At 59.8% G+C, this 22,868-nt stretch carries 21 protein-coding genes; 14 read left to right on the forward strand and 7 right to left on the reverse strand.

Going from position 1 to position 22,868, the window contains the following annotated elements; all coding sequences use genetic code 11:
• Positions 1-45 precede the first annotated feature (45 nt).
• The 10 genes from pcaC to K1W69_RS03130 all read left to right on the forward strand — a co-directional run bounded on the left by pcaC (position 46) and on the right by K1W69_RS03130 (position 10,005).
• The gene (gene pcaC, locus K1W69_RS03085) at positions 46-453 is read left to right on the forward strand and encodes a 4-carboxymuconolactone decarboxylase (RefSeq protein ID WP_220226863.1); all 408 of its coding nucleotides are present in this window, start codon (positions 46-48) and stop codon (positions 451-453) included.
• A 127-nt stretch (positions 454-580) separates the two neighbouring features.
• Positions 581-1,321 (forward strand): protocatechuate 3,4-dioxygenase subunit beta, encoded by a 741-nt coding sequence (gene pcaH, locus K1W69_RS03090; protein ID WP_220226864.1) that lies wholly within the window; start codon positions 581-583, stop codon positions 1,319-1,321.
• Position 1,322: 1 nt separating this feature from the next.
• Positions 1,323-1,937: a protocatechuate 3,4-dioxygenase subunit alpha gene (pcaG, locus tag K1W69_RS03095; protein WP_220226865.1), complete on the forward strand. Its 615-nt coding sequence runs from the start codon at positions 1,323-1,325 to the stop codon at positions 1,935-1,937.
• 13 nt (positions 1,938-1,950) lie between these two features.
• On the forward strand, positions 1,951-2,805 hold the full coding sequence (locus tag K1W69_RS03100) for a CoA transferase subunit A (RefSeq protein ID WP_220226866.1): 855 nt from the start codon (positions 1,951-1,953) through the stop codon (positions 2,803-2,805).
• The gene (locus K1W69_RS03105) at positions 2,802-3,593 is read left to right on the forward strand and encodes a CoA-transferase subunit beta (RefSeq protein WP_220226867.1); all 792 of its coding nucleotides are present in this window, start codon (positions 2,802-2,804) and stop codon (positions 3,591-3,593) included. The genes K1W69_RS03100 and K1W69_RS03105 overlap by 4 nt, the downstream gene beginning before the upstream one ends.
• A complete protein-coding gene (pcaF, locus tag K1W69_RS03110; protein WP_220226868.1) occupies positions 3,593-4,795 on the forward strand; it encodes a 3-oxoadipyl-CoA thiolase in 1,203 nt (400 codons plus the stop codon). The genes K1W69_RS03105 and pcaF overlap by 1 nt, the downstream gene beginning before the upstream one ends.
• A gap of 538 nt (positions 4,796-5,333) precedes the next feature.
• The gene (locus tag K1W69_RS03115; protein ID WP_220226869.1) at positions 5,334-5,954 is read left to right on the forward strand and encodes a hypothetical protein; all 621 of its coding nucleotides are present in this window, start codon (positions 5,334-5,336) and stop codon (positions 5,952-5,954) included.
• Positions 5,942-6,964: a 3-oxoacyl-ACP synthase III family protein gene (locus K1W69_RS03120; RefSeq protein WP_220226870.1), complete on the forward strand. Its 1,023-nt coding sequence runs from the start codon at positions 5,942-5,944 to the stop codon at positions 6,962-6,964. Before K1W69_RS03115 ends, K1W69_RS03120 begins: the two co-directional genes overlap by 13 nt.
• Positions 6,965-6,967: 3 nt before the next feature.
• Entirely contained in the window at positions 6,968-8,707 is a 1,740-nt protein-coding gene (locus K1W69_RS03125; RefSeq protein WP_220226871.1) for a thiamine pyrophosphate-binding protein, read from the forward strand.
• Complete coding sequence (locus K1W69_RS03130; protein ID WP_220226872.1) at positions 8,707-10,005, forward strand: cytochrome P450; 1,299 nt, start codon at positions 8,707-8,709, stop codon at positions 10,003-10,005. The genes K1W69_RS03125 and K1W69_RS03130 overlap by 1 nt, the downstream gene beginning before the upstream one ends.
• A gap of 301 nt (positions 10,006-10,306) precedes the next feature.
• On the opposite strand, the gene K1W69_RS03135 is transcribed toward K1W69_RS03130, so the two are convergent.
• On the reverse strand, positions 10,307-11,908 hold the full coding sequence (locus tag K1W69_RS03135; RefSeq protein ID WP_220226873.1) for a tetratricopeptide repeat protein: 1,602 nt from the start codon (positions 11,906-11,908) through the stop codon (positions 10,307-10,309).
• Between the two features lie 53 nt (positions 11,909-11,961).
• On the opposite strand from K1W69_RS03135, the gene K1W69_RS03140 reads away from it, so the two are divergent.
• Positions 11,962-12,306: a hypothetical protein gene (locus tag K1W69_RS03140; protein ID WP_220226874.1), complete on the forward strand. Its 345-nt coding sequence runs from the start codon at positions 11,962-11,964 to the stop codon at positions 12,304-12,306.
• 44 nt (positions 12,307-12,350) lie between these two features.
• On the opposite strand, the gene K1W69_RS03145 is transcribed toward K1W69_RS03140, so the two are convergent.
• From K1W69_RS03145 to K1W69_RS03155, 3 genes are read right to left on the reverse strand one after another with little or no spacing between them, the layout of a single operon-like run.
• Positions 12,351-13,391: an LLM class F420-dependent oxidoreductase gene (locus K1W69_RS03145; protein WP_220226875.1), complete on the reverse strand. Its 1,041-nt coding sequence runs from the start codon at positions 13,389-13,391 to the stop codon at positions 12,351-12,353.
• 45 nt (positions 13,392-13,436) lie between these two features.
• Positions 13,437-15,083 (reverse strand): sulfatase-like hydrolase/transferase, encoded by a 1,647-nt coding sequence (locus tag K1W69_RS03150; RefSeq protein ID WP_220226876.1) that lies wholly within the window; start codon positions 15,081-15,083, stop codon positions 13,437-13,439.
• Entirely contained in the window at positions 15,080-15,589 is a 510-nt protein-coding gene (locus K1W69_RS03155) for a MarR family winged helix-turn-helix transcriptional regulator (RefSeq protein ID WP_220226877.1), read from the reverse strand. The genes K1W69_RS03150 and K1W69_RS03155 overlap by 4 nt, the downstream gene beginning before the upstream one ends.
• A 132-nt stretch (positions 15,590-15,721) precedes the next feature.
• Here K1W69_RS03155 and K1W69_RS03160 point away from each other — a divergent pair, with 132 nt between their 5' ends.
• Both K1W69_RS03160 and K1W69_RS03165 read left to right on the forward strand, forming a co-directional pair.
• Positions 15,722-16,777, forward strand: a complete 1,056-nt coding sequence (locus tag K1W69_RS03160; protein WP_220226878.1) for a TAXI family TRAP transporter solute-binding subunit — start codon at positions 15,722-15,724, stop codon at positions 16,775-16,777.
• 58 nt (positions 16,778-16,835) lie between these two features.
• Positions 16,836-19,139, forward strand: coding sequence for a TRAP transporter permease (locus K1W69_RS03165; protein ID WP_220226879.1), 2,304 nt, complete (start codon positions 16,836-16,838; stop codon positions 19,137-19,139).
• A 40-nt stretch (positions 19,140-19,179) separates the two neighbouring features.
• On the opposite strand, the gene K1W69_RS03170 is transcribed toward K1W69_RS03165, so the two are convergent.
• The 3 genes from K1W69_RS03170 to K1W69_RS03180 form a co-directional block, all read right to left on the reverse strand.
• Entirely contained in the window at positions 19,180-19,707 is a 528-nt protein-coding gene (locus K1W69_RS03170) for a c-type cytochrome (RefSeq protein WP_220226880.1), read from the reverse strand.
• Positions 19,694-20,956 carry a sulfite dehydrogenase gene (gene soxC / locus K1W69_RS03175; RefSeq protein ID WP_220226881.1) on the reverse strand — a complete coding sequence of 421 codons (1,263 nt, stop codon included), beginning with the start codon at positions 20,954-20,956 and terminating at the stop codon, positions 19,694-19,696. Before soxC ends, K1W69_RS03170 begins: the two co-directional genes overlap by 14 nt.
• A 158-nt stretch (positions 20,957-21,114) precedes the next feature.
• Positions 21,115-21,459, reverse strand: a complete 345-nt coding sequence (locus K1W69_RS03180) for a hypothetical protein (RefSeq protein ID WP_220226882.1) — start codon at positions 21,457-21,459, stop codon at positions 21,115-21,117.
• 204 nt (positions 21,460-21,663) lie between these two features.
• On the opposite strand from K1W69_RS03180, the gene K1W69_RS03185 reads away from it, so the two are divergent.
• Positions 21,664-22,860 (forward strand): OsmC family protein, encoded by a 1,197-nt coding sequence (locus K1W69_RS03185; protein ID WP_220226883.1) that lies wholly within the window; start codon positions 21,664-21,666, stop codon positions 22,858-22,860.
• Positions 22,861-22,868 lie beyond the last annotated feature (8 nt).

A 22,868-nucleotide genomic window follows, 5' to 3' on the forward strand; every position in this document is an offset into this window, starting at 1 on the left:
GCAGATCCGGAGGACATCCCGAACAAATTGATGACGGAGCGGCCGATGACAAACAACCCGCCAATTTCGAAGCGGTATTCCGAGGGTATGGCTACCCGCAGGCAAGTGCTCGGCGACGACCATGTCGACCGCGCCGAATCCGCCAAGATCGATTTCGATGCACCGTTCCAGGAACTGATCGTGGAAGCCGCCTGGGGCCATGTTTGGTCGCGGGATCAGTGGACGCGACGCGAACGTTCCATGGTCACGATTGCGCTGCTCGCTGCGTTGGGACACTATGAAGAGGTCGCCATGCACGTACGCGCCACGGCCAATACCGGCGCCACGCGCGAGGACATTCGCGAGGCCATGTTGCATGTCGCGGTGTACGCAGGCGTGCCGGCGGCCAACCACGCGATCAAGGTCGTGAAGAAGACATTCGACGAAATGGACGCCGACGGAACCGGATCGTGAGGTTGACGGCTGTTTCGTGCGGCTGCGTAATAAAAAAGAAAAGCCAGCAATGGAATATTGGCATTGAGGGATGAGGAACCGGTAATTCAATACCAATGGACCACTCAGCAGACCTTGGAGGTCGATAATGCGTAATACACTAGCGGAAACCGGGGCGTTTTTCCCCCGTGACAGGAGCTGGCATCCAAAAGCCTTCACGCCTGACTACAAGACCAGCGTTCTGCGGTCGCCTCAAAAGGCGCTGCTGTCGTTGTCAAACACGGTCAGCGAGATCGCGGGCCCGGTGTTCGGTCACGATATGCTTGGCGAGATGGATGACGACCTGATCTACAATTACGCCAAACCGGGCGAAAGCGCGATCGGCGAGCGGATTATTGTTCACGGACGGGTGCTGGACGAACGGGGCAGGGGCGTTTCCGGCGCGCTTGTCGAATTCTGGCAGGCCAACGCCGCAGGCCGGTACCGCCACAAGAAGGAAACCTATCTTGCGCCGCTCGATCCAAATTTCGGCGGCTGCGGACGCACGATAACGGATGACGACGGCTACTACGCCTTCCGGACCATCAAGCCGGGTCCCTATCCGTGGCCGAATGGCGTCAACGACTGGCGTCCGGCCCATATCCACTTCTCGATCTTCGGTCACGGCTTCGCGCAGCGACTGATCACACAGATGTACTTCGAAGGCGATCCTCTGATTTCCATCTGCCCGATCGTCAACACGATCAGCGATCCGGAAGCGATCAGCCGGTTGACGGCGCCGCTCGACATGAACAACACCATCCCCATGGATTCACGGGCCTTCAAGTTCGACATCGTGTTGCGCGGCCGCCGCTCGACCATGTTCGAAAACCGCAAGGAGGGCAATTGACATGACCCAGGCTCTCAACATGCTGAAGGAAAGCGCGTCACAGACCGCAGGTCCCTACGTTCACATCGGCTGTACGCCGAACTTCACCGGCATCGAAGGCGTCTATGACGAGGACCTTGGCAAGGTCATGGTCAATGACGATACGCTCGGCGAGCGCATCACCATCACCGGCAAGGTCATCGACGGCAGCGGCACGCCGCTAAAGGATGCGCTCCTGGAAATCTGGCAGGCCGATCACAGCGGGCTCTACAACAGCCCTGCTGAAACGCGTGGTCTCGCCGATCCAAACTTTAAAGGGTGGGGCCGGCAGCCGACGGACATGACATCCGGCGTCTTCACTTTCGAGACCATCAAGCCGGGCAGGGTTCCATTCGTTGAAGGACGCATGCAGGCGCCGCACATCACGTTCTGGATCGTGGCTCGGGGCATCAATCTCGGTCTGAACACGCGCATGTATTTCGGCGACGAGGAAGAGGCCAATGCGGAAGATCCGGTGCTGGCCCGCGTCGAACACCGAGTCCGCGTTCCGACGCTGATTGCTGGCCGGGAGGGAAACACCTACACGTTCGACATCAACCTTCAGGGCCCGAACGAAACCGTTTTCTTCGATATCTAACTAGAGAGTTGCCATGGCGAGTTTCATGTCACTCCGCGACGCGGTCGCGGAAAATCTGATGGACGGCGACGCCGTCGCATTCGAGGGCTTCACGCACCTCATTCCCCATGCGGCGGCCCATGAGGCGATCCGTCAGAACCGCAAGGATCTGACGCTTATCCGGATGACGCCGGATATCGTCTACGACCAGATGGTCGGAATGGGCATGGTCAATAAAATGATCTTTTCCTATGCCGGCAATCCGGGCGTCGGCCTGTTGCGTCGTGTTCGCGACGCAGTGGAAAACAACTGGCCACAGCCGCTCGAGATCGAGGAACACAGTCACGCCGCCATGGCGAATGCCTACGAGGCGGGGGCAGCCGGTCTGCCCTGCGCCGTCTTCCGCGGTTATCGCGGCGCCGGCCTTGCGGAGGTTAATCCAAACATCAAATCGATCACCTGCCCGTTCACCGGCGAGAAACTGGCGGCGATCCCGTCTGTGCGGCCGGACGTCACTTTCATTCACGCCCAGCGGGCGGACAAGAAAGGCAACGTGCTGATCGAAGGCATCATCGGCATCCAGAAGGAGGCCGTGCTTGCTGCGAAGCGGTCGGTCGTCACGGTCGAGGAAATCGTCGACGAACTCGACGAGCATCCGAATACCTGCATCCTGCCGCACTGGACGGTTTCGGCCATCAGCGTCGTTCCCGGCGGCGCCCATCCGTCCTATACGCACGGTTATTACGATCGCGACAACGCCCGGTACATAGAGTGGGACAAGATCGCCGCCGACCGCGACACGTTTCTGACATGGATGAAGGAAAACGTCATTGACGCCGATCCTGAAGCGTTCGCCGACAGGGTCAAGGATCTGAGGACTGCAGCATGAGCGAGAACGATTTCACACCCGATGAGATGATGACCATCGCGGCGTCGCGCGCGCTGACGAATGACGACGTCTGCTTCGTCGGCATCGGTGCGCCGTCGGCGGCCTGCAACGTGGCGCGTCTCACCCATGCGCCGGATATCACGCTGATCTACGAAAGCGGCACGATCGGCACGGCGCCGGACGTGTTGCCGCTATCGATCGGCGACGGCGAATTGTGCGACACTGCCATCACGACCGTTTCCGTGCCGGAGATGTTCCGGTACTGGCTGCAGGGCGGCCGCATCACCATCGGCTTCCTGGGCGCGGCCCAGCTCGACAAGTTCGGCAACATCAACACGACCGTGATCGGCGACTATCATCACCCAAAGACCCGCCTTCCGGGCGGCGGCGGCGCGCCTGAAATCGCGACCTCCTCGCAGCAGGTCTACATCACGATGAAGCAGACGCTGAGAGGCATGGTCGAGAAGATTGACTTCTTTACGTCCTTCGGCCATGGCGACGGCGGCGACGCCCGCAAGAAACTCGGTATCGAGACAGCCGGTCCGACGCTTTTGATCACCGATCTCGCCATCTGGAAGCCGGATCCTGAAACGAAGGAATTCACCGTCGTTTCCCTGCATCCTGGCGTTACCCGCGACGAGGTCCAGGCGACCTGCGGCTGGACAGTCAAGTTCGCCGACGATCTTGAAGTCACCCCGGCGCCGACCGAACTCGAGCTCAAGACGTTGCGGGATCTGAGGGAACGGACCCGGATCGCCCATTCCGGAAAAAAAGAAAAGGCTGCATGATGAGCGAAGCTTATATCTGCGACTATATCCGCACACCGATCGGCCGTTTTGGCGGCGCGCTGTCCAGCGTGCGGGCGGACGACCTTGGCGCAACGCCGCTGAAGGCTCTCAAGGAACGCAATCCTTCGCTGGATTTCGAGGCGATCGACGAAGTCCTCTATGGCTGCGCCAATCAGGCGGGCGAGGACAATCGCAACGTCGCGCGCATGAGCCTGCTGCTTGCAGGGCTGCCGGAATCCGTGCCGGGCGCAACGATCAACCGGCTTTGCGGATCCGGCATGGACGCGCTGATTACGGCCGCGCGCGCCATCAAGGCCGGCGAGGCAAATCTCATTATCGCCGGCGGCGTCGAATCCATGTCGCGCGCGCCTTTCGTCATGCCAAAGGCGTCGACGGCCTTCTCGCGCAACGCCGAAATCTACGATACGACCATCGGCTGGCGCTTCGTCAATCCGGTTATGAAGGCGCAATACGGCGTCGATTCCATGCCGGAGACCGGCGAGAACGTCGCCGCGGATTTCAACGTCTCGCGCGTGGATCAGGACGCCTTCGCGCTTCGTTCCCAGGCCAAGGCCGCCGCCGCCCAGTCCAATGGTCGGCTGGCGAAGGAAATCACCCCAGTCTCGATACCGCAGCGCAAGGGCGACCCGATCGTCGTCGACAGCGACGAGCACCCGCGGGAAACCTCGATGGAGCAACTGGCGAAGCTCGGCACGCCGTTCCGCAAGGACGGCACGGTTACGGCCGGAAACGCCAGCGGCGTCAACGACGGCGCGGCGGCTCTCATCGTCGCATCGGAAGAAGCCGTGAAGAAATACGGTCTCACGCCCATCGCCCGCGTTCTCGGCGGCGCCACCGCCGGCGTTCCGCCGCGGATCATGGGCATCGGTCCGGCGCCGGCGACGAAGAAGCTTTGCGAACATCTTGGCCTGAAGCCGACCGACTTCGACGTCGTGGAACTGAACGAGGCCTTCGCCAGCCAGGGCATCGCGGTCCTGCGCGACCTCGGCATCGCCGAAGACGCCGATTTCGTCAACGCCAATGGCGGCGCGATCGCGCTCGGCCATCCGCTCGGCATGTCCGGCGCGCGCATCGCCGGCACGGCGGCAATGGAACTCGGCGTCCGCGGCGGCAAGCTGGCCCTCGCGACCATGTGCATTGGCGTCGGGCAGGGCATCGCCGTGGCGTTGGAGCGCGTTTAGCGGTCTCACCAAAAGGATTGCATTCTGGCTCTGCCGAATCGCGGATTGAGCGTTTGGGCGATCTGGAGCACACCTGCAAAGCGGTCTCGCCTATATTTCCAAAAATGACGGGAAGCCGGCGCCCGCTTTCAGGACGACCTCAACGTTTGATCCGTTCGCCGCCGAGTTCGGCCGTGCGGACTTTTCTGTCGTCAAGGTGATGATGCAAAGATCTCGAAACCGGACATACGCCTGGTGGCGCAAACAAGAAATGATTTTCTGGGCGGGACTGGGCAATTAATCTTGCTTGTTTTCGCTGTGCAGGAGCTCTGTCATTCCTCGCACGCAAACCACGAAGTTTGAGCAGCGACATATCCTGGCTGGAAAGCCGCGATATTTCCCCGAGTTGCATTCGGCGCCCTCGAGAACTGCTTCTGAGATTACATCTGCAACTTTCATTAGAACCATGTGATCCGCTGCGACAGTAATCGCGTACCTACTGTAAATACCCAAACTGGCAGTTCACCAAATCAGAATTCAGCTATCCATGGTGCGAATGATGAGTGACGTCGATGTAAACAAGATCGAGGGATTGGTGCGAGTAGAAAACGTGCCTAAGGAAGACATGCAGGAACTCTGCATGGAGATGACCCACTCGGTCTATCCTCACAAAAAGGTCTACGGGGACTATTGTCCGATACAGGCGCATGTAAACTGCCCACCGGAGCTGGCATTTCGATATCTGGCAAAAACCGAGGCCCTGCTGGAGTGGACCTACAGTTTGCGGGATATGATTTATGTTCCCGAAAAAGAACTGTTTGAGTTTACCGACGCCATTGGCGGAACAACCAAATGCTATGCGAAAACAGTCGCCCATAGCGGCCCCATGACCGTCGACTATCACTGCGCATGGGATCAGCCAGATCACCTCTGGATGATTTACCTCATGCGCGTGGTTCCTGCAGAGTTGGTGTTCAACAAGTCCGGGTGCGTTATTACCTGGATCAACTGCCGTCATCCATTTTACGATGAAAACCCGTCTCCTGAACTGGCCCCGGAGGGTCGCAAAGTTTGGGTTGGGGACGGTTGGCCATTTTTCTATGCGGGTCACACGGTCGAACTGGAAAACCTCAAGCGCATTCTGGAATACCGGAACGCACACAACGAATGGGAGGTTTGACGTTGATTGCGGTGAGCCTGATGGGCGCGGCCAGTTACATGCCCGAGACGGTCGTGGACAATGACTTTTTCCGAGCTGCCAGCGGTGTCGATCGTCATCCGATGTTTCGCGGGACCCAATATCGGCATCACATGTCATCAGGGGAAACAGCATCCGGTATGGCGACCACGGCTATTGGTCGACTGCAGAAAAAACTGGATCTGGATCTCCATCGCGACGTGGACGCGCTGATTAGCAATGTAACCCTGCCTGATATTCCTTTTGTCGGGGCAGGCGCGGCAATCGTAGGCAAACTCGGGATGAATCCAAAGGTTGTGTACGATCTTCACAATGGTGGATGCGTTTCATTCCTGTTCATGCTCGATCTCGCCCGAACTCTGATCCAGGCGGGCAAAATACGCAACGCGATCCTGTGCAACATGCAAACAGCCGCTGGGCGTGTATTTTCACAGGACGATAACCGGAAATTGCCCCAATCCTGTGTTCCGGGAGACGGCTGTGGAGCGGTGTATGTATGCGCCAGCGAAGCAAATCCGATCGATGTCATCATCACCCGAACCCACGGTGAATATGCCCTCGATATGAACGTGACAGCTCCCGACGGGCGTGATTGGTGGCAGCCCGGCGAAAGCGCTTTCAATATTGATTTTGATGAAGCCCATATCGGATCGGTCATCGATCGAGGCAATGCGCTTGTTCCGACAGCGATGTATGACGCGTTGGCGGAAACCGGTCTCGAACCGCAAGCCATCGACCGTTTAATAACGAATCAACCCAATCGGATCTTCCTGCGGAACTGGAGAGAAGCACTGTTTCTTCCGGAAGAGGCGCACATCCACACCCTGCCTGAACATGGAAATCTCTTCGGCGCGGCATTGCCGATATGCCTCGAACGCGGTTGGTCAGAAGGACGCCTCAAGCCGGGCCAGCGGCTCATGATGGCGGGCTTTTCCCATGCTGGAGATTACAGTGCTGCCGCCATTATTTCACTGAATTCTGTGGTGCATTAGGCAATGGAGACGGTCGCCGATGCTCTCGTTTCCACACTGCGTGAATTCGGCGCACGCTACGTCTTCGGCGTCAGCGGCGCCAACATCGAACACATCCACGATTCCTTGTATCGACTTGGCCAGAACCGACTGAATTCGGTCTTGTGCAAAACTGAAACCGGAGCCGCGTTCATGGCTGACGGCTATGCGAGGCAGACCGGAAGCATAGGTGTGTGTTGCGCCACGTCCGGCGGTGGCGCCGTGAATTTGGCGGTGGGAGTCGCCGAAGCGCGAGCTTCCGGTGTGCCCGTGCTGGCGTTGGTGGGCTGCCCTCCGAAATCTCTGCAAGGCAGAGGTGCATTTCAGCAAGCCGAAGGCGGAGGCAATCAGGTCGATGGAGAAAAAATGTGGCGCTCCGTCGCAAAGAGAGTTTCAGTTCTAAAGGTCGAAGACTTCTGGCCGAACTTGCGTTCAACACTGATCGCAATGCTTTCCGGGCATCCGGGACCGGCGGTTTTGCTCATTCCTCGCGATACGATGGAGGAGTTTGTCCCCCCATGTCCAGCAGGAAAACTGCACCGGTTTTGCGCCCAAATTCGGGAGAGCGTCCACTCGACATATCCTGTTCCACTGATGCCAAGTGCAATGTTCCGGAGTGCTTGGCTCGAAGCAAAGCGGCCGGTTGTTATTGCGGGAGCAGGGATTGCAAACTCCGCACAGTTGACCGAATGGGCAGAACGCGAGCAGGTTCCCGTAGCAACCACTCTGGAAGCGCCATCGGCGTTTCCCCAAACGAATTCGCAGTTTTTGGGCATGGTCGGTGTCGCCGGGCATCCGACCTGCCACGACTACATTGAACGAAGTGATTGTATATTGGCCTTGGGAACCAGCCTCGACATCATGGCTCGCGCGCCCATTGAATCTGCTGCAAGGGAAAAACCGGTCTGCATCGTGCATACCAATCTGCAGGCTCTGCCAGATTGGTCGCGACTCGTCGCGATCGAAGAGTGTCCAAAGCGTTGGCTTGCCCAGGATTTCCTGAGCACCGATGGTGATAGCTCTCGATTGCGAGATTGGCCTGAACCTCGACCTTTCGAAAGAAGTGTCGTCCGGGAAACTGAACGAACAGATGCTTCCGGGTTGGGAAATACCCAGGCTGTTGAAGCGATGCAATCCCATCTGCACGCCTTTGACATCGTGATGATGGATGCTGGCAATTGCGCTGCCACAGCAGCTCACCACTTGCGTTTTCCAGCTGGGGTGCACAGCCAGATAACACTCGGGATGGGTGGGATGGGCTATGCCGTATGTGCGGGTATAGGTGCGCAATTGGCGCGACATGACCAGCGCACTCTGGTTCTTTGCGGTGACGGCGCGATGTTGACTACGGGTATGGAGCTGCATACCGCGATCGAACTCGGGTTGCCCATTCTTTGGGTGATATTCAACGATAGTCAGCATGGCATGTGTACAACCCGACAGCGCAAGCTGTTCGACGGTCGCATCCATGCAACGCGCTACAGCCAGGTCGACTTTGTTACGATGGTCAGCGGCTTGGCTGGCGATAACCAGATTTGGCTTGCCCGTGCAGATTCTCAAGCCGCCGTCTCCCGGAGACTGCAGGAATATCTGCAAATTGAGCCACGTGTGCCCGGAATGCTCGAGCTGGAAATTTCGACGGAGGAAGTGCCGCCGTTTTTTCCATTCATGTCAGCAGAATCACCGAAGCGGGAGAGACAGGTTGTCGAGAGGACATTGGCCTGATGACTGCTTTTCTCCGAGTACGGCATGCTGTGCATATCGGGTTGAATGCACCGGATTTCTTCGCCAAACAACGTGATCAATTTGGCAATACGTTTTTCGTGCAGGTCCCCGGACTAAACCGCGTTCTGTTTACAAGTGAACCAGAATACGTGTCGGACCTGTTTCAGTTTCCCAGTGACGTCATGTCGTCCTCCTTGCCGAGCCCAATCCAGCCGCTCCTCGGAGAACGCTCGCTGATACTGGTGCAGGGAGACGCACACCGTGATGAGCGTCGGTTACTAAAACCCGCTTTCCAGGGACAATGTCTGATTCAATACAATCGGTTCATTGAAGATGCGATCGAAACGTCCTGCAAACAATTGCAGAGCGATCCTGTTGCGCAAACCTGGATGCAGGACGTCACGCTGGATGTGATCTTGCGTGCGGTTTTCGGTGAGGAAGAGGTCTCTGAGCGCGCGGAGTTTGCAGCAGCCTGCAGGCGGCTGATCGGTTCCTACACCGCGTTGTTATTGCTGTTTCCAAATGCTCGGTTCAATGCCTGGGGCTTTAGCCCGTGGGACAGATTTCTTTCGGCTCGAGAGGTTCTGGACGAACAAATTTATCGGGTTCTCGACCGTTCCATCACGCGCAAGAGCGATAGCGTTGTCGGTCGGTTGATGGAAGAAGGAGCTGCCACAGATCTTCACGATCCAAAGGTTCGGCGAGATTGGCGCGATCGACTGACGACACTGTTGCTGGCAGGATTTGAGACCACTGCCAATACCCTGGCTTGGACACTTTATCACCTTACGCAACACCCCGAATGGCAAGATCGTATAGCGGTGTCGCTCGGCAGGGCGGATAGCAGGGAAGCGTTGACACGGCATGCCATGAAGCAACCGGAACTGGATTCGTTCTGCAAGGAGGTCATGCGATTGCACCCGGTTGTGCCGCTGGTAATTCGCTCGGTCCTGTCACCCGTCGAATGGGCCGGCCGGTCGCTGTCGCCGGGTGAGTATGCGGGTGTTGCAACGTTGAATATCCACACGGATCCCACGCTATATCCCGATCCGATGCGGTTCGATCCAGCCCGTTTCTTGGATGCGAAACCGAAACTTCATGAGTATGTGCCGTTTGGTGGCGGTGAAAAGAAATGCCTTGGCTATGGCTTCGCATTGCACGAAATCAAGATCGTGATTGCGACAATATTAACCCGATTTCGAATTGCATTGACGAGCCCTGTATACCCAAAGCCACGCATTCAAGGCCTGGCGCTGATGCCCAAGCCGGAAATCCGGTTGACTTTGTCGCCGCGTTAGCACCAGACCCATGTAGTCTAGCTGCAGCGCCGCTGGTTCGCCGTGTCATCGGTGTCGCAAACTGAATGGGCCAGTCTGCTGGAAATGTCCGTTTTCCGAATAGCGAACTTCAGAGAGTACCCCGGAAAACGACCACTTTGGGCTGATAGCGGTCGGCCGACTTTGCAAACCGGGGCGCCGTATCTCGAGGTAAGCCAGACATCGAACTACGCAGCGCTCGAACTCGGCGCTTGCGGCGGCAAGCTGGCGCTGGAGCGGGTGTAAGGAACCGCCATCAGTTCCGAGGCGGGGCAGCCTCCGCTCAGTAATCCGACACTTCAATCATCGTCAGCATCAGTTCGACGTGTTTCGGATCGTGAACCCATTTGGGCAGTAGCGATCGCATCAACTCCGGAGTGAGGTCCGGATAGCTTTCACGCCACTTCCGGGCGGCCTCCAGTGCTTCGTCCTTGCGTCCGGCCATCCAAAGCGCTGTGTACAGCATCCTATACGCCCAGACAACACCGGGCCCGGCGCGCATTCCTTGCTGGATCAGTTCGATGGCTTCGTCATAGCGCTTCTGGACCCGCAACGCAGCGGCCCGGCCAAACAGCACGTTGAAATGGAAAGGATCGAGAGGGCTAAGGGACTCCGCGCGATCAAGGTAGACCAGCGCCTCGTCCGGAAAACCGCGGTAAACCGCGTTCCAGCCTTTTCGCAGCCAGCCCCAGGCATTGTTCGGGTCGAGCGTCAGAGCCCTGTCCAGAAACAAATCAGCCTGATCGAAATCGTCGCCGGCCAGCGAACTCGCCGCAGACAGCGCGACAAGCGCCCCGGGGTCGTCACCCACAAGAGGGGCGGCGCGCGCGACGAGGTCGTTCGCCATTTCACGGTCCGACACGGCGTCCTTGCTCCAAAGATAGCAGCACTGATGGGCGTGGCACCACGCCTTGAGCGCGAGCGCAGGCGCATAGTCTGGCGTATGGCGCAGCGCCTTGTCGAGCAACTCGATGGCCTTCAGATTTTCTTCCCGGCGATGCGCCCAGAAATGCGGAAGCGCCGTCAGCATCAAATCATAAGCCGTTCGATCCGCATGTGGCCTCTTCCTTGCCCTGGCGATCTCCGCCGCTCTGAGGTTTGGTGCGATATGACCTGCGACCTGCGCGGCGATCCTATCCTGGAGATCGAACAGGTCATCCATTTTGTCGTCGAACCGTTCGGCCCAAAGCGTGCGTTCTTCGCTCGCCGACACGAGCTCCACGGAAATGCGGATGCGTTCTCCTGATCGCCTGACCGATCCTTCGACGATGTAGTCCGCCCCGAGACGTTCGCCGATCGTCTTGATGTCCAGCGGCTGGCCCCGGACCGCAAAGGCGGATTGGCGGGCGATTACATGAAAATCGTGTACGCGCGACAGCGCGCCGGTGATTTCCGCCACCACGCCGTCGGCGAACATGTCCGTGTCGGCGGCGCCAATTTCTTCAAAGGCCAAAACCGCCAGCCGAGGGCGATTCAAAGCGGAGTCCGGCGTCGGAGACATCGGTTTTGTCTGTTCCACAGAGCGCATCTCGCGCAACCAGTCTTCGAAGCCTTCCGAGGCGAGATCAAAGCCGTCGAGGAACACGCCGTCGCCTGCAAGATCGGACTCCACCCTGTGGCCGTCCAGCCAGACATATTGCCTGTCGGCCATCAGCGCGCCCTCGGGCAGATCGCGACGCATGACGGAAAGCTCCTGGCGGAGGGAGGCGCGCGCCTGATCGCCGGACCGGTCCGACCAGAGGAGGTCGGCCAGTCGTCCACGTTCGGCGCGAAGGTCAGCTTGTCGGGAAAGGAAAGCAAGCATTGCCTGTCCGCGTCGCGACAGGGCGGTCGGAGCGCCCGGACCGGTCATTCGGAACGGGCCTTTCAGGTGCAGTGTCAGCATGAGAACGCCAGCGGAAACAGGTGTAGTATGAACAAGCCTAGGGGTTTTTACGAATGCAGCCTAGTTTTTTTACGGAATTATTGCGACGGCGCGAGAATTTTTACGCGCCTGCTTACGGGCGTCTTGCGCAGGCAATGCAGAGTGTAGGTGTCGAAACAAACACTCCAGCAAAGATGAGAAATTCCATGACCTTCCACAACGACACCGTCAACCGCCCGATTTCCTCGCCGCTGAGAAATTTCGAACTGCTCGCAGCCGGTCTGCTGAATTTGGTGAACTTACTCGATGACAAGTATCGCCAGGCGCGTCAGATGGAGGAACTGACCAACGACCAGCGCCTTGACATGGGAATGCCCATCCGCGTTGATCCGCCGCGTTTGCCCGATATGGGCTGGTGATGGGTTCATCCAGCCGTCGAGGCTTTTTCTGGCCTTCAGTGACGCTACAAGACGGCTTCGGCGACTACCGCCAGCGCTTCCGGCTGCTGGCAGCCGAGCAGCATGCTTGAAACGTGCGCCTTCTTGCCGGCGCTTTGCCATCGCTGCAGCCGGTCCTTGATCCGGTCCGCCGGACCCACAAGATGGCAGGCGTCGATCAGCTCCGCCGGCACAGCGGCCATCGCCTCGTCCTTGCGGCCGGCGAGGTAGAGGTCCTGTATCTTTTCCGCTGCTTCCTCGAAACCGAGCCGTTTGGCGTAGTCGTTGTAGAAGTTCTTGTTCTTCGCGCCCATGCCGCCGATATAGAGCGCCATGTTTTCGCGAATGGGAGCCATGCAGGCCTCGACGTCGTCGCCCATGATCACCGTAACGAAAGGGGCGATCTCGAACTGCGTCAGGTCCTTGCCGCCGCCGGCTTTCGCAAAACCCTTCCTGATCGGCTCGTCGAACACATCAAACTGCTCCGGATCCATCCACACGGGGAAGAAGCCGTCCGCCACTTCCGCTGCAGCTTCAACGCCTTTGGGCGTGATGGTCGCGGCGAAAATCGGGATCTCCTGCTCGCAATGCAAAATGCTTTTGAGCGGCTTGCCAAGCCCCGTCGCGCCAGGGCCCGTATAGGGCAGCTGGTACATGTCTCCGTCGAAGGTTACGGGGCCTTCCCGGCGAATGATCTGCTTCATGATCCGCACATATTCCTTCAGCCGGGTCACCGGCTTGCCGTAAGGCACGCCGTGCCATCCCTCCACGACTTGAGGTCCCGAGGCGCCGAGACCGCAGATGAAGCGCCCGCCGGAGAGTTCGGCCAGCGTCATCGCTGTCATCGCCGCTACGGCTGGCGTGCGGGCCGGCATCTGCATGATGGCGGTGCCGACTTTCATCTTGCTGGTGTTTGCCAGAATCCACGCCGCCGGCGTCACCGCGTCCGAACCATAGGCTTCCGCGGTCCAGTAGGAATCGTAGCCGAGGCTCTCGGCGTGTTTGATAAAATCGAGCGGAATGCTCATCTTGCGGCCTGAATAGCCGCCAATCAGTCCCAGTTTCATGTGCTTCCCCCTGGCGTGAATATCGCGCCGATATCTGCTCTTGCGCTATTGTTTGCCCACCGGCTTCAGACTGTCAAACGCCATCCCGGTGTCGTCCTTGAACTCCTGCTCATCCCAGAAGCCGATCAGCACCCCTGATTTCGCAGCCCTTTTCTGGCCGGCGAGCACCTCGGGCGTCGCCGTTATCCGGGTGTGATGGCGGGTCGCCCACTCGAGCAACGCCGCTTCCATCCGCCGGCGCACGCCGATGTGTTCGGGCGTTTGGGAGCCGCCGAGGTCAGTTACCTCGTCCGGGTCGGTCTCCAGGTCAAAGAGGATCGGCCGGAATCCTTCGCAACGCACATATTTCCACCTGCCGTCGAAAATCATGATCGTGTGGGCGTCCTCCTGCGGCACACCCAGGATGCGGGCCATGTCCGACCAGTGGTAGTCATGTTCGCTGATCGCATATTTGCGTGAGAAACCGTCAACGCCGTGCAGCAGCGGCGTCAGATCGCGACCCTCGATAACATGCGGCTTGGCATGGCAGCCAAGCGCGTTCATGAAAGTCGGCGCGAGATCGATCATCTCGACGAGTTCGTCCTTGACGCTGCCGCGTGACGCGTCCGCCTCCGGCCGAGGGTCCGCGATGATCAGCGGAACCTTGACCGCCACTTCGTGGTAGAAATCCTTGTCGCCCATCCAGTGGTCGCCCATGTAGTCGCCGTGATCGGACGTAAACGCGATGATCGTGTTCTCGGACAAGCCCTGTTCGTCCATCCAGGCGAACAGCCGGCCCAGATTGTCGTCCAACTGCTTGATCAGGCCCATATAGGCCGGGATCACGCACTCGCGAACATAGTCGCGGGAAAAGCTTCGGCAGACCCGGGCCTGGTGGTAGGCGCGCAGGAGAGGGTGCTCTGTTTCGCGTTCGGCTTCGGAGCGTATGGGCGAAACGATGTGCTTCTCGCCGTACATGTCGTGGTAAGGCGCCGGCACGATATAGGGCCAGTGCGGCTTGATGTAGGACAGGTGGCACAGCCACGGGCGACCGTCCTCTTGCGCCTCTGTCATGAAGTCCATGGCCCGGTTCGTCATGTAGGCGGTTTCGGAGTGTTCTTCGGGAACATTGGCCGGCAGTCTCGAATTTTTCAGCAGCCATGCGGACAACAGGTCTCCGTCTGCGTCCTTTCCGGAATTGGCAAAATCCCCCCACGGATTTTTCGAGGAGAATCCGTGCTCGACCAGATAGTCGTCATATTTCGACCAATGCTGCCGCGGACTGTCCGGATGCAGGCCGTCATCCCTCTCGAAGGGCTCGAACCCGCATTCCGAAACCCGCACGCCGATCTCGCTTGAAGGGTCGATGCCGAGCCAGGCCATGCCTTCGGCGTCCGCCCTCATGTGCGTCTTGCCGACGAGGACGGCCCGCGCGCCAACCTCGCGCAGATGGTCTCCCAATGTCGGTTCGCCGACGCGCAGCGGCATCCCGTTCCAGGTGGAGCCGTGGCTGCGCACATAGCGTCCGGTGTAGGCCGACATCCGCGAAGGCCCGCATACGGGCGACTGCACATATGTGTTGGTGAACCGGACCCCGCGCGCGGCGAGCGCGTCAATATGCGGCGTTTGTAGATGAGGATGGCCGTTACAGCTCAGATAGTCGAAACGCAGCTGGTCGGCCATGATCCACAAAACATTCGGTCGCTTCGTCACGTATTCGACTCCCCCTCGAGCAATTGCCCGGCTGACATGTGCAGGAACTCATCAAGGCGGTCTGCGAAAGCAATAAACGCCCCGATTTCTTCCGTGGTGAACCGCTCGCGCAAGGCGTCGCGGCGGCGCTGCATGATCGGCGCCGCCCGCTCATAGGCCTGCCGGCCGCAATCCGTCAAGGCGACGATCATTTGCCGCCCGTCATCGGCGTCGCGCTCCAAAGTGATGTAACCCTTGCGACGCATGTCCGGCAGCGCCCGGCTCAGCAACGAGTGGTCGGAACGCTGGACGTAGGCGAGATCGCGGATCGTCATCGGGCCGGTATGATACAGATCCCAGACCGTGCGCCATTCGACAATCGAAAGACCGCCCCCGGCTTCCAGCAATTTCCGCCCCTGAACCCGCGAAGCCGCGTAGAGGGCCGGCAGCCGGGAAAACACGTTTGCGTCCAGCGTCTCGCGCCTTTGTTGTATCCGGGCTGCGGCCGTGTGAGTCTGTTCAACCATGGCGTTCCTCCGCAACAATATTGCCCAAAGAAAAATTCCGTGACAAGTCATATAAATTCTGCGATTTATGTTTAGCCCTGAAACCGGGGCTCGTGTTGTTGAGGAGCACACGAACTCAAGGGAGGAAACCGAATGATCAAGAAACTTTTTCTTGCAACGGCGGTTGCATTGATTCCGGCCGCCGCAGCGGCCCAGGCGACGCTGACTGCCGAAACCACAACGCCGGGCTCGACGCCGCATTATATCGACACCACGCTCGCAGCCGTGCTGGACAGCGCCGGCGTTGCGACAATGCAGATCACCGAGGGCGCGACGCTCACCAACTCCGTGCAGGCGGTCGCCGAAGGCAGACTGGACATGGCGCCTGCGCCGCTGATCCTGCCGTTCCTGCTGTCAAAAGGCATCGGTCCCTATAGCGGCGTCGGTCCGGAAAAGGGCGCCGAGCTCGCGGAAAACATCCGCGCGCTTTTCTTCAATGCGGGCTCTGCGCAGATTTTCGCCTACTACAACAGCAATCCGGTGGAAGACATCCGCAATCTTGAAGGCCTGCGCATCTGGAATGGTCCGCCGCGCGGCGCCGCTCTCACGTCCGGTCGCGCGATGATCCAGCTTCTGGCGGGCCTCAAGGACGGCGAAGGGTATGAGGGCATTCAGACCGAATGGCCGGACACGGTGTCCACGATCACCGGCGGCGGCGCCGATGCGTGGACGATTCCAGAAGGCCTGCCTTCGGGCCGTGAGATCACGATTGCGGCCGCAGGCGGAATAACGCTGCACGATGTTCCTTCGGATCTGCTTGCAAGTGAACTCGGCCAGCAGATCGTTGCGGCTCCGGGCCATGCGCCTTACTCCGTGCCCGTGGACGTGTTCCGCAAGGCTTACGAAGGCAACGACATCACCATCGTGACCGATGACGACACGTTCGACAGCTTCGCTACAGCTTTTGCGCAGATCGTACCGGCCACAATGGACGACGAACTCGCCTACAACATCACCAAAGCCTATCTCGAAGGCGAAGAGCGGTTCATGACCAGTTCGCCGCGTGGTCCCCACTCCAAGCTGAGCTTCGGAGATATCGACGGCAAGAGCCAGGGCGCCTGCGGCGCCGTGCAGATCAAGATGCATCCCGGCGCAATCCGCGCCTTTGAGGAGGCTGGTCACACCGTCGCGGACTGTCTGAAGCCGTAACCGTCCGAAAAACGTCACGGAGCCTGTCCCCGGACAGGCTCCGCCAGGGACGCGGGTCATGACGCAGCAAGAGACAAAACGCCCTTTCGGGCAATGGCTGGCGCTCGTTCTCGCGCTCGTCCTCGTGTTCGTCGGGCTCGTCAACACGATGCCGGAAATACCGGGTCTGCAGGACCTGGCCCGGGATCTGACCGGCCGTAAATTCTTCCGTATTTCCGGCTTTCCCCCGCAATATTTCTATCCGCCTTTTTTCGTTCTGATGATGGCGATCGTGACGCTGGACGCCAGCGTCTACCGGGAATGGAAAAGGGAGAAGCCACAGCTCGCCTGGCTTGGCTTCCTGCTGGACGCCGGGCTTTTGCTGGCGGCGTTTCTGGGCGCACTCGGCTTTCTCGCCGAAACCGATTCCATCTGCCTGTTTGACCAGATCTCCGGCGAACGCGCGCGCCTGATCCAGGAGGCGGCGGAGCGGGCGCAGGGCGTCATTCCGGGCATTTCGCTCGAAGCCGAAGTGCCGGCGTGCCAGGCGCGTTTCGGCATCTGGATCATCCCGCTGCTGTTCACCATCATCACCCTGTTTTTTCTTTACAACGTGCGGGTATGGGGGCTGCCTCTGGTGGTCGTCGCCAGCGTTGTGGTGGTCTACACGGTCGCGACCGCGCTGATCTGGGTCTTCGGGCTTTCGGACAACAGTTTCCTTCTGACCAAGCTCGGCGCCGATGGCGGCGACGCCACGGCTGCGGCCATCCAGAAGGCGACCAATGTGTTCATTACACCGGACGGGTTCATGGGCCGGTTCATGGACATCGTGGTCAACCAGGTCTTTCCCTATGTCATTCTGGGCTCTCTGTTTGGAACATCGGCCGGCGGCACGTCGCTGATCAAGGTCGCTGTCCGCATGACGCGCAATCTGCGCGGCGGGCCTGCGCATGCGGCCATCGTCTCTTCGGCGATGTTCGGCACGATCACCGGCGGTCCGGTCACCAATGTTCTGTCAACGGGGCGCCTGACGATCCCGATGATGCGCCGCAATGGTTTCTCGCCGCAATTCGCCGGCGGGGTCGAGGCCGCGGCGTCGTCCGGCGGTCAGATCATGCCGCCGGTCATGGGCGTCGCCGCCTTCGTGCTCGTGGCGCTGACGGCCGTGCCCTACAGCAAGGTCATCACTGCGGCGTTTCTGCCGGCGCTCGCGTTCTTTTTCTCGATCTTTCTCGCAGTGATGTTCCAGGCGCGGCGCGAGCGCGTGGAGGCGATGCGCGAGATTCCGGAAGACCTGATCATGGACCGGCAGGACTGGTGGAACCTGATCATTATCGTCGTTCCCATTCTCACGATCCTCGTCCTGCTGCTCGGAAGCAAGGATTTCTACACGGACAGTTTTGTCTCGACCATTCTTCCGGCCGGCGTGGTGCAGACCATCGTCAATGCGACCGGCGACGCCGTCTCGGCTGGCTGGTGGGCCGTCGCCGTGCTGCTGCCGCTGCTGTTTCTTGATCCGAAAACACGCGCCAGACCAGTGAAAATCCTCATCTCTCTTGCCGACGGCGGCATCCTTCTGTCGCGTTTGTTCCTCCTGTTGTTCGCTGTTTCGATTATCGCAGCGTTTCTGAACGAAAGCGGGCTCACAGGCGAGTTGACGCGGGCCGTGACGACATGGCTGGAACAGGCGCAGTACCTCCAGCTGTTCGGTTTGACGATCCACATCTCCGGCGGGTTCTACCTGATGCTGGCGCTCACTTGCGCGATGCTGTGCGCGATCATCCTTGGCATGGGCATGCCGACGGTGCCGGCCTATGTGAACGTCGCGCTGCTGCTCGGACCGCTGCTTTCCAAGCTCGGCGTCAGCTTTTTCACCGCGAACATGTTCGTATTCTATTTCGCCGTCGCCTCCGCCATCACGCCCCCGGTCGCGGTCGCCGCCTTCGCCGCGGCTTCGATCACCCGCACCGAGCCGATGCGCACCGGTTTCGCCGCCGTGCGGGTCGGTATCGTCATGTTCACGATCCCCTTTATCTTCGCCTGGTATCCGGAACTCCTGCTGATCGAGGAGGCGGTCACGATCACCAACGAAGCCGGCGGGCGCGAACTGATCGCAGGCTACAGTGGCGAGCCGGAGTGGTTTGCGCTCGGACTGCTTGGCCTGCGCATTCTGCTCGCGCTCTACCTTCTGGCCTCTGCGCTGGCGCGCTATGACCGCGGTCCGATAGCAGGCTGGGAAATCGTTCTGCGGCTCATGGTTGCGGTGCTTGTGCTTTGGAAGGCGCCGGTATTGATGTGGGTTGGCATTGCGCTCGGTCTGCTTCTGATCGCGAGGAACGTCTTCACAAAACAAACGACAGTGGCCGTGCCCTCGATCCACTGACGTTTGGCGTTACGCTGTACGGATAATCCGTCGAACAGCTCTAGAACGGCGTGTCACCCTGCAGGCTCCACAGGTCAACAGTCTTGTCCCGCGCGGGCATCTCCACGGACGGCAATGTCGTCGCGTCCATGATGTCGCCTTCGTCGATCACCCCGTTTCGGGCGAGAATATAGGCGGTCAGCGCATAAATCTCGTCGTCTTCCAATGACTTCGGCGCATGAAACGGCATGGCGCGGCGAATATAGTCGAAGAGCGTCGTCGCATGGGGCCAATAGACGCCGGCCGCGCGGGAGAATTCGTCCGGATGCGAGGCGACCAGCGGCTCGATCGGTCCCTCGACGCCTGTTTCACCATGGCAGAACGCGCACTGGAACTCGTAGAGTTCGGCGCCTTCGGCAGCCGAGCCGGACCCATCAGGCAGTCCGGTCCCGTCCGGCATGATATGGATGGCGAAGTCCGGTATGTCGTCCCGGGAAAGCGGAACTCCGAGACCTGGCCCTTCAGACATGGAAGCCGTCGTCGCCAGCCCCAGCAGGGCGAATGCTGCAAACCCGCTACGCATAGGCATTGGCGACCTTCCCATCTGGCGTCACGTCCCAGGCCTGGATGGCGTTGTAGTGATTGATGTTCGAAGGATGATAGCGGGCTTTCCAGTCGGCGCGGGTCGGTTGCGTATGGCCCTCCGAATCCGTCGCCCGGCTGAGCAGTCGCGCCGGCGATCCGTCCCAGCGCCAGGGGATCGTGAAGCGGGTGAGCGATTTTGAAAGAACCGGTTGCTGCAGGTCGGCGTCCGCCCAGCTCGTCCCGCCGTCGGCTGACACCTCCACCCGCTCGATCGCGCCGCCGCCGGACCATGCAAGCCCTGAAATCCCGTACAATCCCGGCCCGTTCATCGTCATTGTGCCTGAAGGATGGGTGATCACCGACTTCACCCCCATGGTAAAGCTGAACCGAACGACGTTTCCATCGGCCAGCGGATCGGAATAGGCCCCCGACTCGTCACGCGTATAGGCCGGTTGCGAGGTGACCTGCAGGCTCGTCACCCATTTCACGTTCATGTTGCCTTCGTATCCGGGCAGCAGGATCCGCATTGGGTAACCCTGTTCGGGCCGGATGCGCTCGCCGTTCTGGTGGAGCGCCAGCATGCCGTCCGCCATGATCTTTTCTATCGGGATCGAGCGAGAGAGGCCGGCCGCGTCGGCGCCGATAGCGATCACCCATTTGCCTTCGGGTTTGACGCCTGCTTCCTCCATCAGGATGGACAGCGGCACGCCGGTCCACTCGGCGTTGGAGACGAGTCCTGCAAGCACGTCCAGGCCGACATCCTGCGGCTCGGACTCGACCGCATTGAGAAACCCGTTTCCGGCGCATTCGATGAAATGCACGCGCGAGACCATCGGGTAGCGGTCGAGAGAGGCGAGATCGAATTGCAGCGGCCGCTCCACAAGTCCGTGGATCATCAGACGGTGCTGTTCAGGATCGATTTCGGGCCGTCCGCCATGGTGGACCTCGAAATGCAGGCCGTTTGGGGTCATGGCGCCGCGCAGTTTCTGCAACGGCGTTCCGGAGAAACCGAACTCCGGCGACAGGTCCTCGTAGATCTGGAACAGCGTGCGTTTCACCTCGGCTTCCTGGGGCGCCGGCAAGCCGTAGCCGCGGACTTCTTCGCCGGGAATGGTCGTCCATTCGGGCGCCTCCGCCTCGGCGTGAACTACCTCGAAGACGCCCTGGCTGAAAGTCGCCGCAGTCCCGCCGAGCGCGGCGCCTTTGAGTAAACCGCGCCGGTTGAGCAGGCCGCCGCCTGCAAAAGCCGTCATTTCCCGTCCGATTTTCCTTGCTTTCGCCAACGCTGCCCCCCCCCGAAAATCATCCAGTCTGTCGATGGACCGGCCGAACGAACTATAGGCGATGAAAGAAAGGAAGAGTAGGGCGCGGGGACGCGCCCGACCTTGTCGATATCAGGCCGTTGCCCCGATCAGGGCAGGGTGATGTTCTTGTTGGGCTCGATCCGCACCGTTGTGTCCGTCAGGTAACGGAAGCTCAGACCTGCCTCACCGGACACAATGCGGTAGCAGCCTGCAGACACTTCATACGTGGCGCTTTCGCCTGGCGGAATCTGCTGCGGCGCAGGCTGGGCGACTGCGTTCGTCTCGCACTGGAGGAGTGTGACGACGCCGACTGTAAAATCGGTGTTGTTGCGCAGCGTGAACGTTCCGGTCGGGGCGCCAGGGCGAACGAGCTGAAGCGTCGGATTGGCGTCACCCATTTCACTACAGGCAAAAAGCATGAGCAGAGGCAGGAGCAGAAGTGATTGTCGCAAGAAACTTTCCTCGTTATGGTTTGCAGTCAGACTAAACTTTTGTGTTCGTGGCGAACCAGTATGGTCTATCCCCCGTCAGGTAAACCCGGTTTGTCGGAATTGTCGAAAAACTGAGTCAAACACTGGCCTTTAAGATGTGTTAACCATGATTTTGTGCAGCCGGGGAGGAGGATGTGCGTTCCCCGCCGCCAAAGGGGGTGACGTATGCCGATGGGCGAAAACATCATTGCGGCCACTGGGCTGGCGCCGTTTTTCAAGATTTCGAATCCGGATATTGTCGGTATTCGACCTCCGGAAATCCGTGATGGCGACGCCTTGCAGAGCCGGATCCGGTCGCTGTCCGGTTTCCAGAAGGAAGCGATTGTCGCCTCCGCGCGAACAGGGCTCGTCTGGCGACTCGTGAGCGATGAGGGCGCCTATCTCGACGGACACGACGCCGCTCCCTGTCCTTTGGCTTTTCTGAGCGCCGGCATGGCGGCGTCCTGGATGGACGAGATCCTGGCGCTTGCAAGGCGGCAAGGGGTTGAGATCCGGCATATCAGGCTCGTGCAGGACAACTACTATACGATGAAGGGATCGATGCAGCGGCGGACGATGGTCGGCGGCGCGCTCCCGGTGGAGCTTGTCGTGGAGATCGATTGCGATCTGGAGGACGCGGCGCTCAACCAGTTGCTGATGGACGCCGTTCACGCCTCTCCGCTCAACGGTTTGATGCGCGGCCAACTGACGAGCCTGTTCGCCCTGTCCAAGAACGGCCGCGAATTGCAACTCGGCAATGCGGCGCCGCTGCTCGGTGAGATTTATCCCGAAACGGACGCCCGTTTCGAAGGTCTTGAGGCAGAACATTCGGACGTGGATCTGGTGGGACCGGTCGGCGTGACCCCGATAAAGGAAGTGGCGCTCGGCACGGCCGCGGCTGGATCAAGCCTTGCGGACGAACAGAACCGGGTGCTCAACATCGGCGCTGTCTGCACGCTGCGCGAGGACGGATTGAAGGACATCGTCCAGATGCAGTACAGCCCGCACGGCACGTCGTTCCGCTTCCTCTCGGAGCCGGCGCCGGCAGACGGCGGCAAGGGGCGGGCGCCGGACGCCAATACGCTGATCTCGGCCGGCTTCGGTTTCTGTTTCATGACGCAGTTCGGCCGCTTCGTCAGCATGCTGAAGCTCGATCTGCCCGAATACCGCATCGTGCAGGACACGTTCTTTTCGCTTGGCGGCGCCAGCGGCGGCACTGGCGAACCCGGCAGGGCCGACCCGGTCGAGACCCATGTCTATCTCACGACGATGGAAAATGACGACACGGCGCGCGAAATGCTCGATATCGCCGAGCAGACCTGCTTTCTGCATGCCTTCTGCCGCACCGACCTCAAGACAAAACTCCGGGTCAGGCGGGTATAGAGCTCTGC

The organism is Flavimaribacter sediminis (assembly GCF_019492055.1).
Classification (GTDB): Bacteria; Pseudomonadota; Alphaproteobacteria; order Rhizobiales; family Rhizobiaceae; genus Flavimaribacter; species Flavimaribacter sediminis.

Excerpts from the sequence above, each read along its gene's own strand:
- pcaC (WP_220226863.1), top strand. The coding sequence starts at position 46 with ATGACAAACAACCCGCCAATTTCGAAGCGGTATTCCGAGGGTATGGCT.
- pcaH (WP_220226864.1), top strand. The coding sequence starts at position 581 with ATGCGTAATACACTAGCGGAAACCGGGGCGTTTTTCCCCCGTGACAGG.
- K1W69_RS03135 (WP_220226873.1), bottom strand. The coding sequence starts at position 11,908 with ATGCTGACACTGCACCTGAAAGGCCCGTTCCGAATGACCGGTCCGGGC.
- K1W69_RS03160 (WP_220226878.1), top strand. The coding sequence starts at position 15,722 with ATGATCAAGAAACTTTTTCTTGCAACGGCGGTTGCATTGATTCCGGCC.
- K1W69_RS03100 (WP_220226866.1), top strand. The coding sequence starts at position 1,951 with ATGGCGAGTTTCATGTCACTCCGCGACGCGGTCGCGGAAAATCTGATG.
- K1W69_RS03170 (WP_220226880.1), bottom strand. The coding sequence starts at position 19,707 with ATGCCTATGCGTAGCGGGTTTGCAGCATTCGCCCTGCTGGGGCTGGCG.
- K1W69_RS03145 (WP_220226875.1), bottom strand. The coding sequence starts at position 13,391 with ATGAAACTGGGACTGATTGGCGGCTATTCAGGCCGCAAGATGAGCATT.
- K1W69_RS03155 (WP_220226877.1), bottom strand. The coding sequence starts at position 15,589 with ATGGTTGAACAGACTCACACGGCCGCAGCCCGGATACAACAAAGGCGC.
- K1W69_RS03130 (WP_220226872.1), top strand. The coding sequence starts at position 8,707 with ATGACTGCTTTTCTCCGAGTACGGCATGCTGTGCATATCGGGTTGAAT.
- K1W69_RS03115 (WP_220226869.1), top strand. The coding sequence starts at position 5,334 with ATGAGTGACGTCGATGTAAACAAGATCGAGGGATTGGTGCGAGTAGAA.
- K1W69_RS03140 (WP_220226874.1), top strand. The coding sequence starts at position 11,962 with ATGCAGCCTAGTTTTTTTACGGAATTATTGCGACGGCGCGAGAATTTT.
- K1W69_RS03125 (WP_220226871.1), top strand. The coding sequence starts at position 6,968 with ATGGAGACGGTCGCCGATGCTCTCGTTTCCACACTGCGTGAATTCGGC.
- soxC (WP_220226881.1), bottom strand. The coding sequence starts at position 20,956 with ATGACGGCTTTTGCAGGCGGCGGCCTGCTCAACCGGCGCGGTTTACTC.
- K1W69_RS03120 (WP_220226870.1), top strand. The coding sequence starts at position 5,942 with ATGGGAGGTTTGACGTTGATTGCGGTGAGCCTGATGGGCGCGGCCAGT.
- pcaG (WP_220226865.1), top strand. The coding sequence starts at position 1,323 with ATGACCCAGGCTCTCAACATGCTGAAGGAAAGCGCGTCACAGACCGCA.
- K1W69_RS03165 (WP_220226879.1), top strand. The coding sequence starts at position 16,836 with ATGACGCAGCAAGAGACAAAACGCCCTTTCGGGCAATGGCTGGCGCTC.
- K1W69_RS03185 (WP_220226883.1), top strand. The coding sequence starts at position 21,664 with ATGCCGATGGGCGAAAACATCATTGCGGCCACTGGGCTGGCGCCGTTT.
- K1W69_RS03105 (WP_220226867.1), top strand. The coding sequence starts at position 2,802 with ATGAGCGAGAACGATTTCACACCCGATGAGATGATGACCATCGCGGCG.
- pcaF (WP_220226868.1), top strand. The coding sequence starts at position 3,593 with ATGAGCGAAGCTTATATCTGCGACTATATCCGCACACCGATCGGCCGT.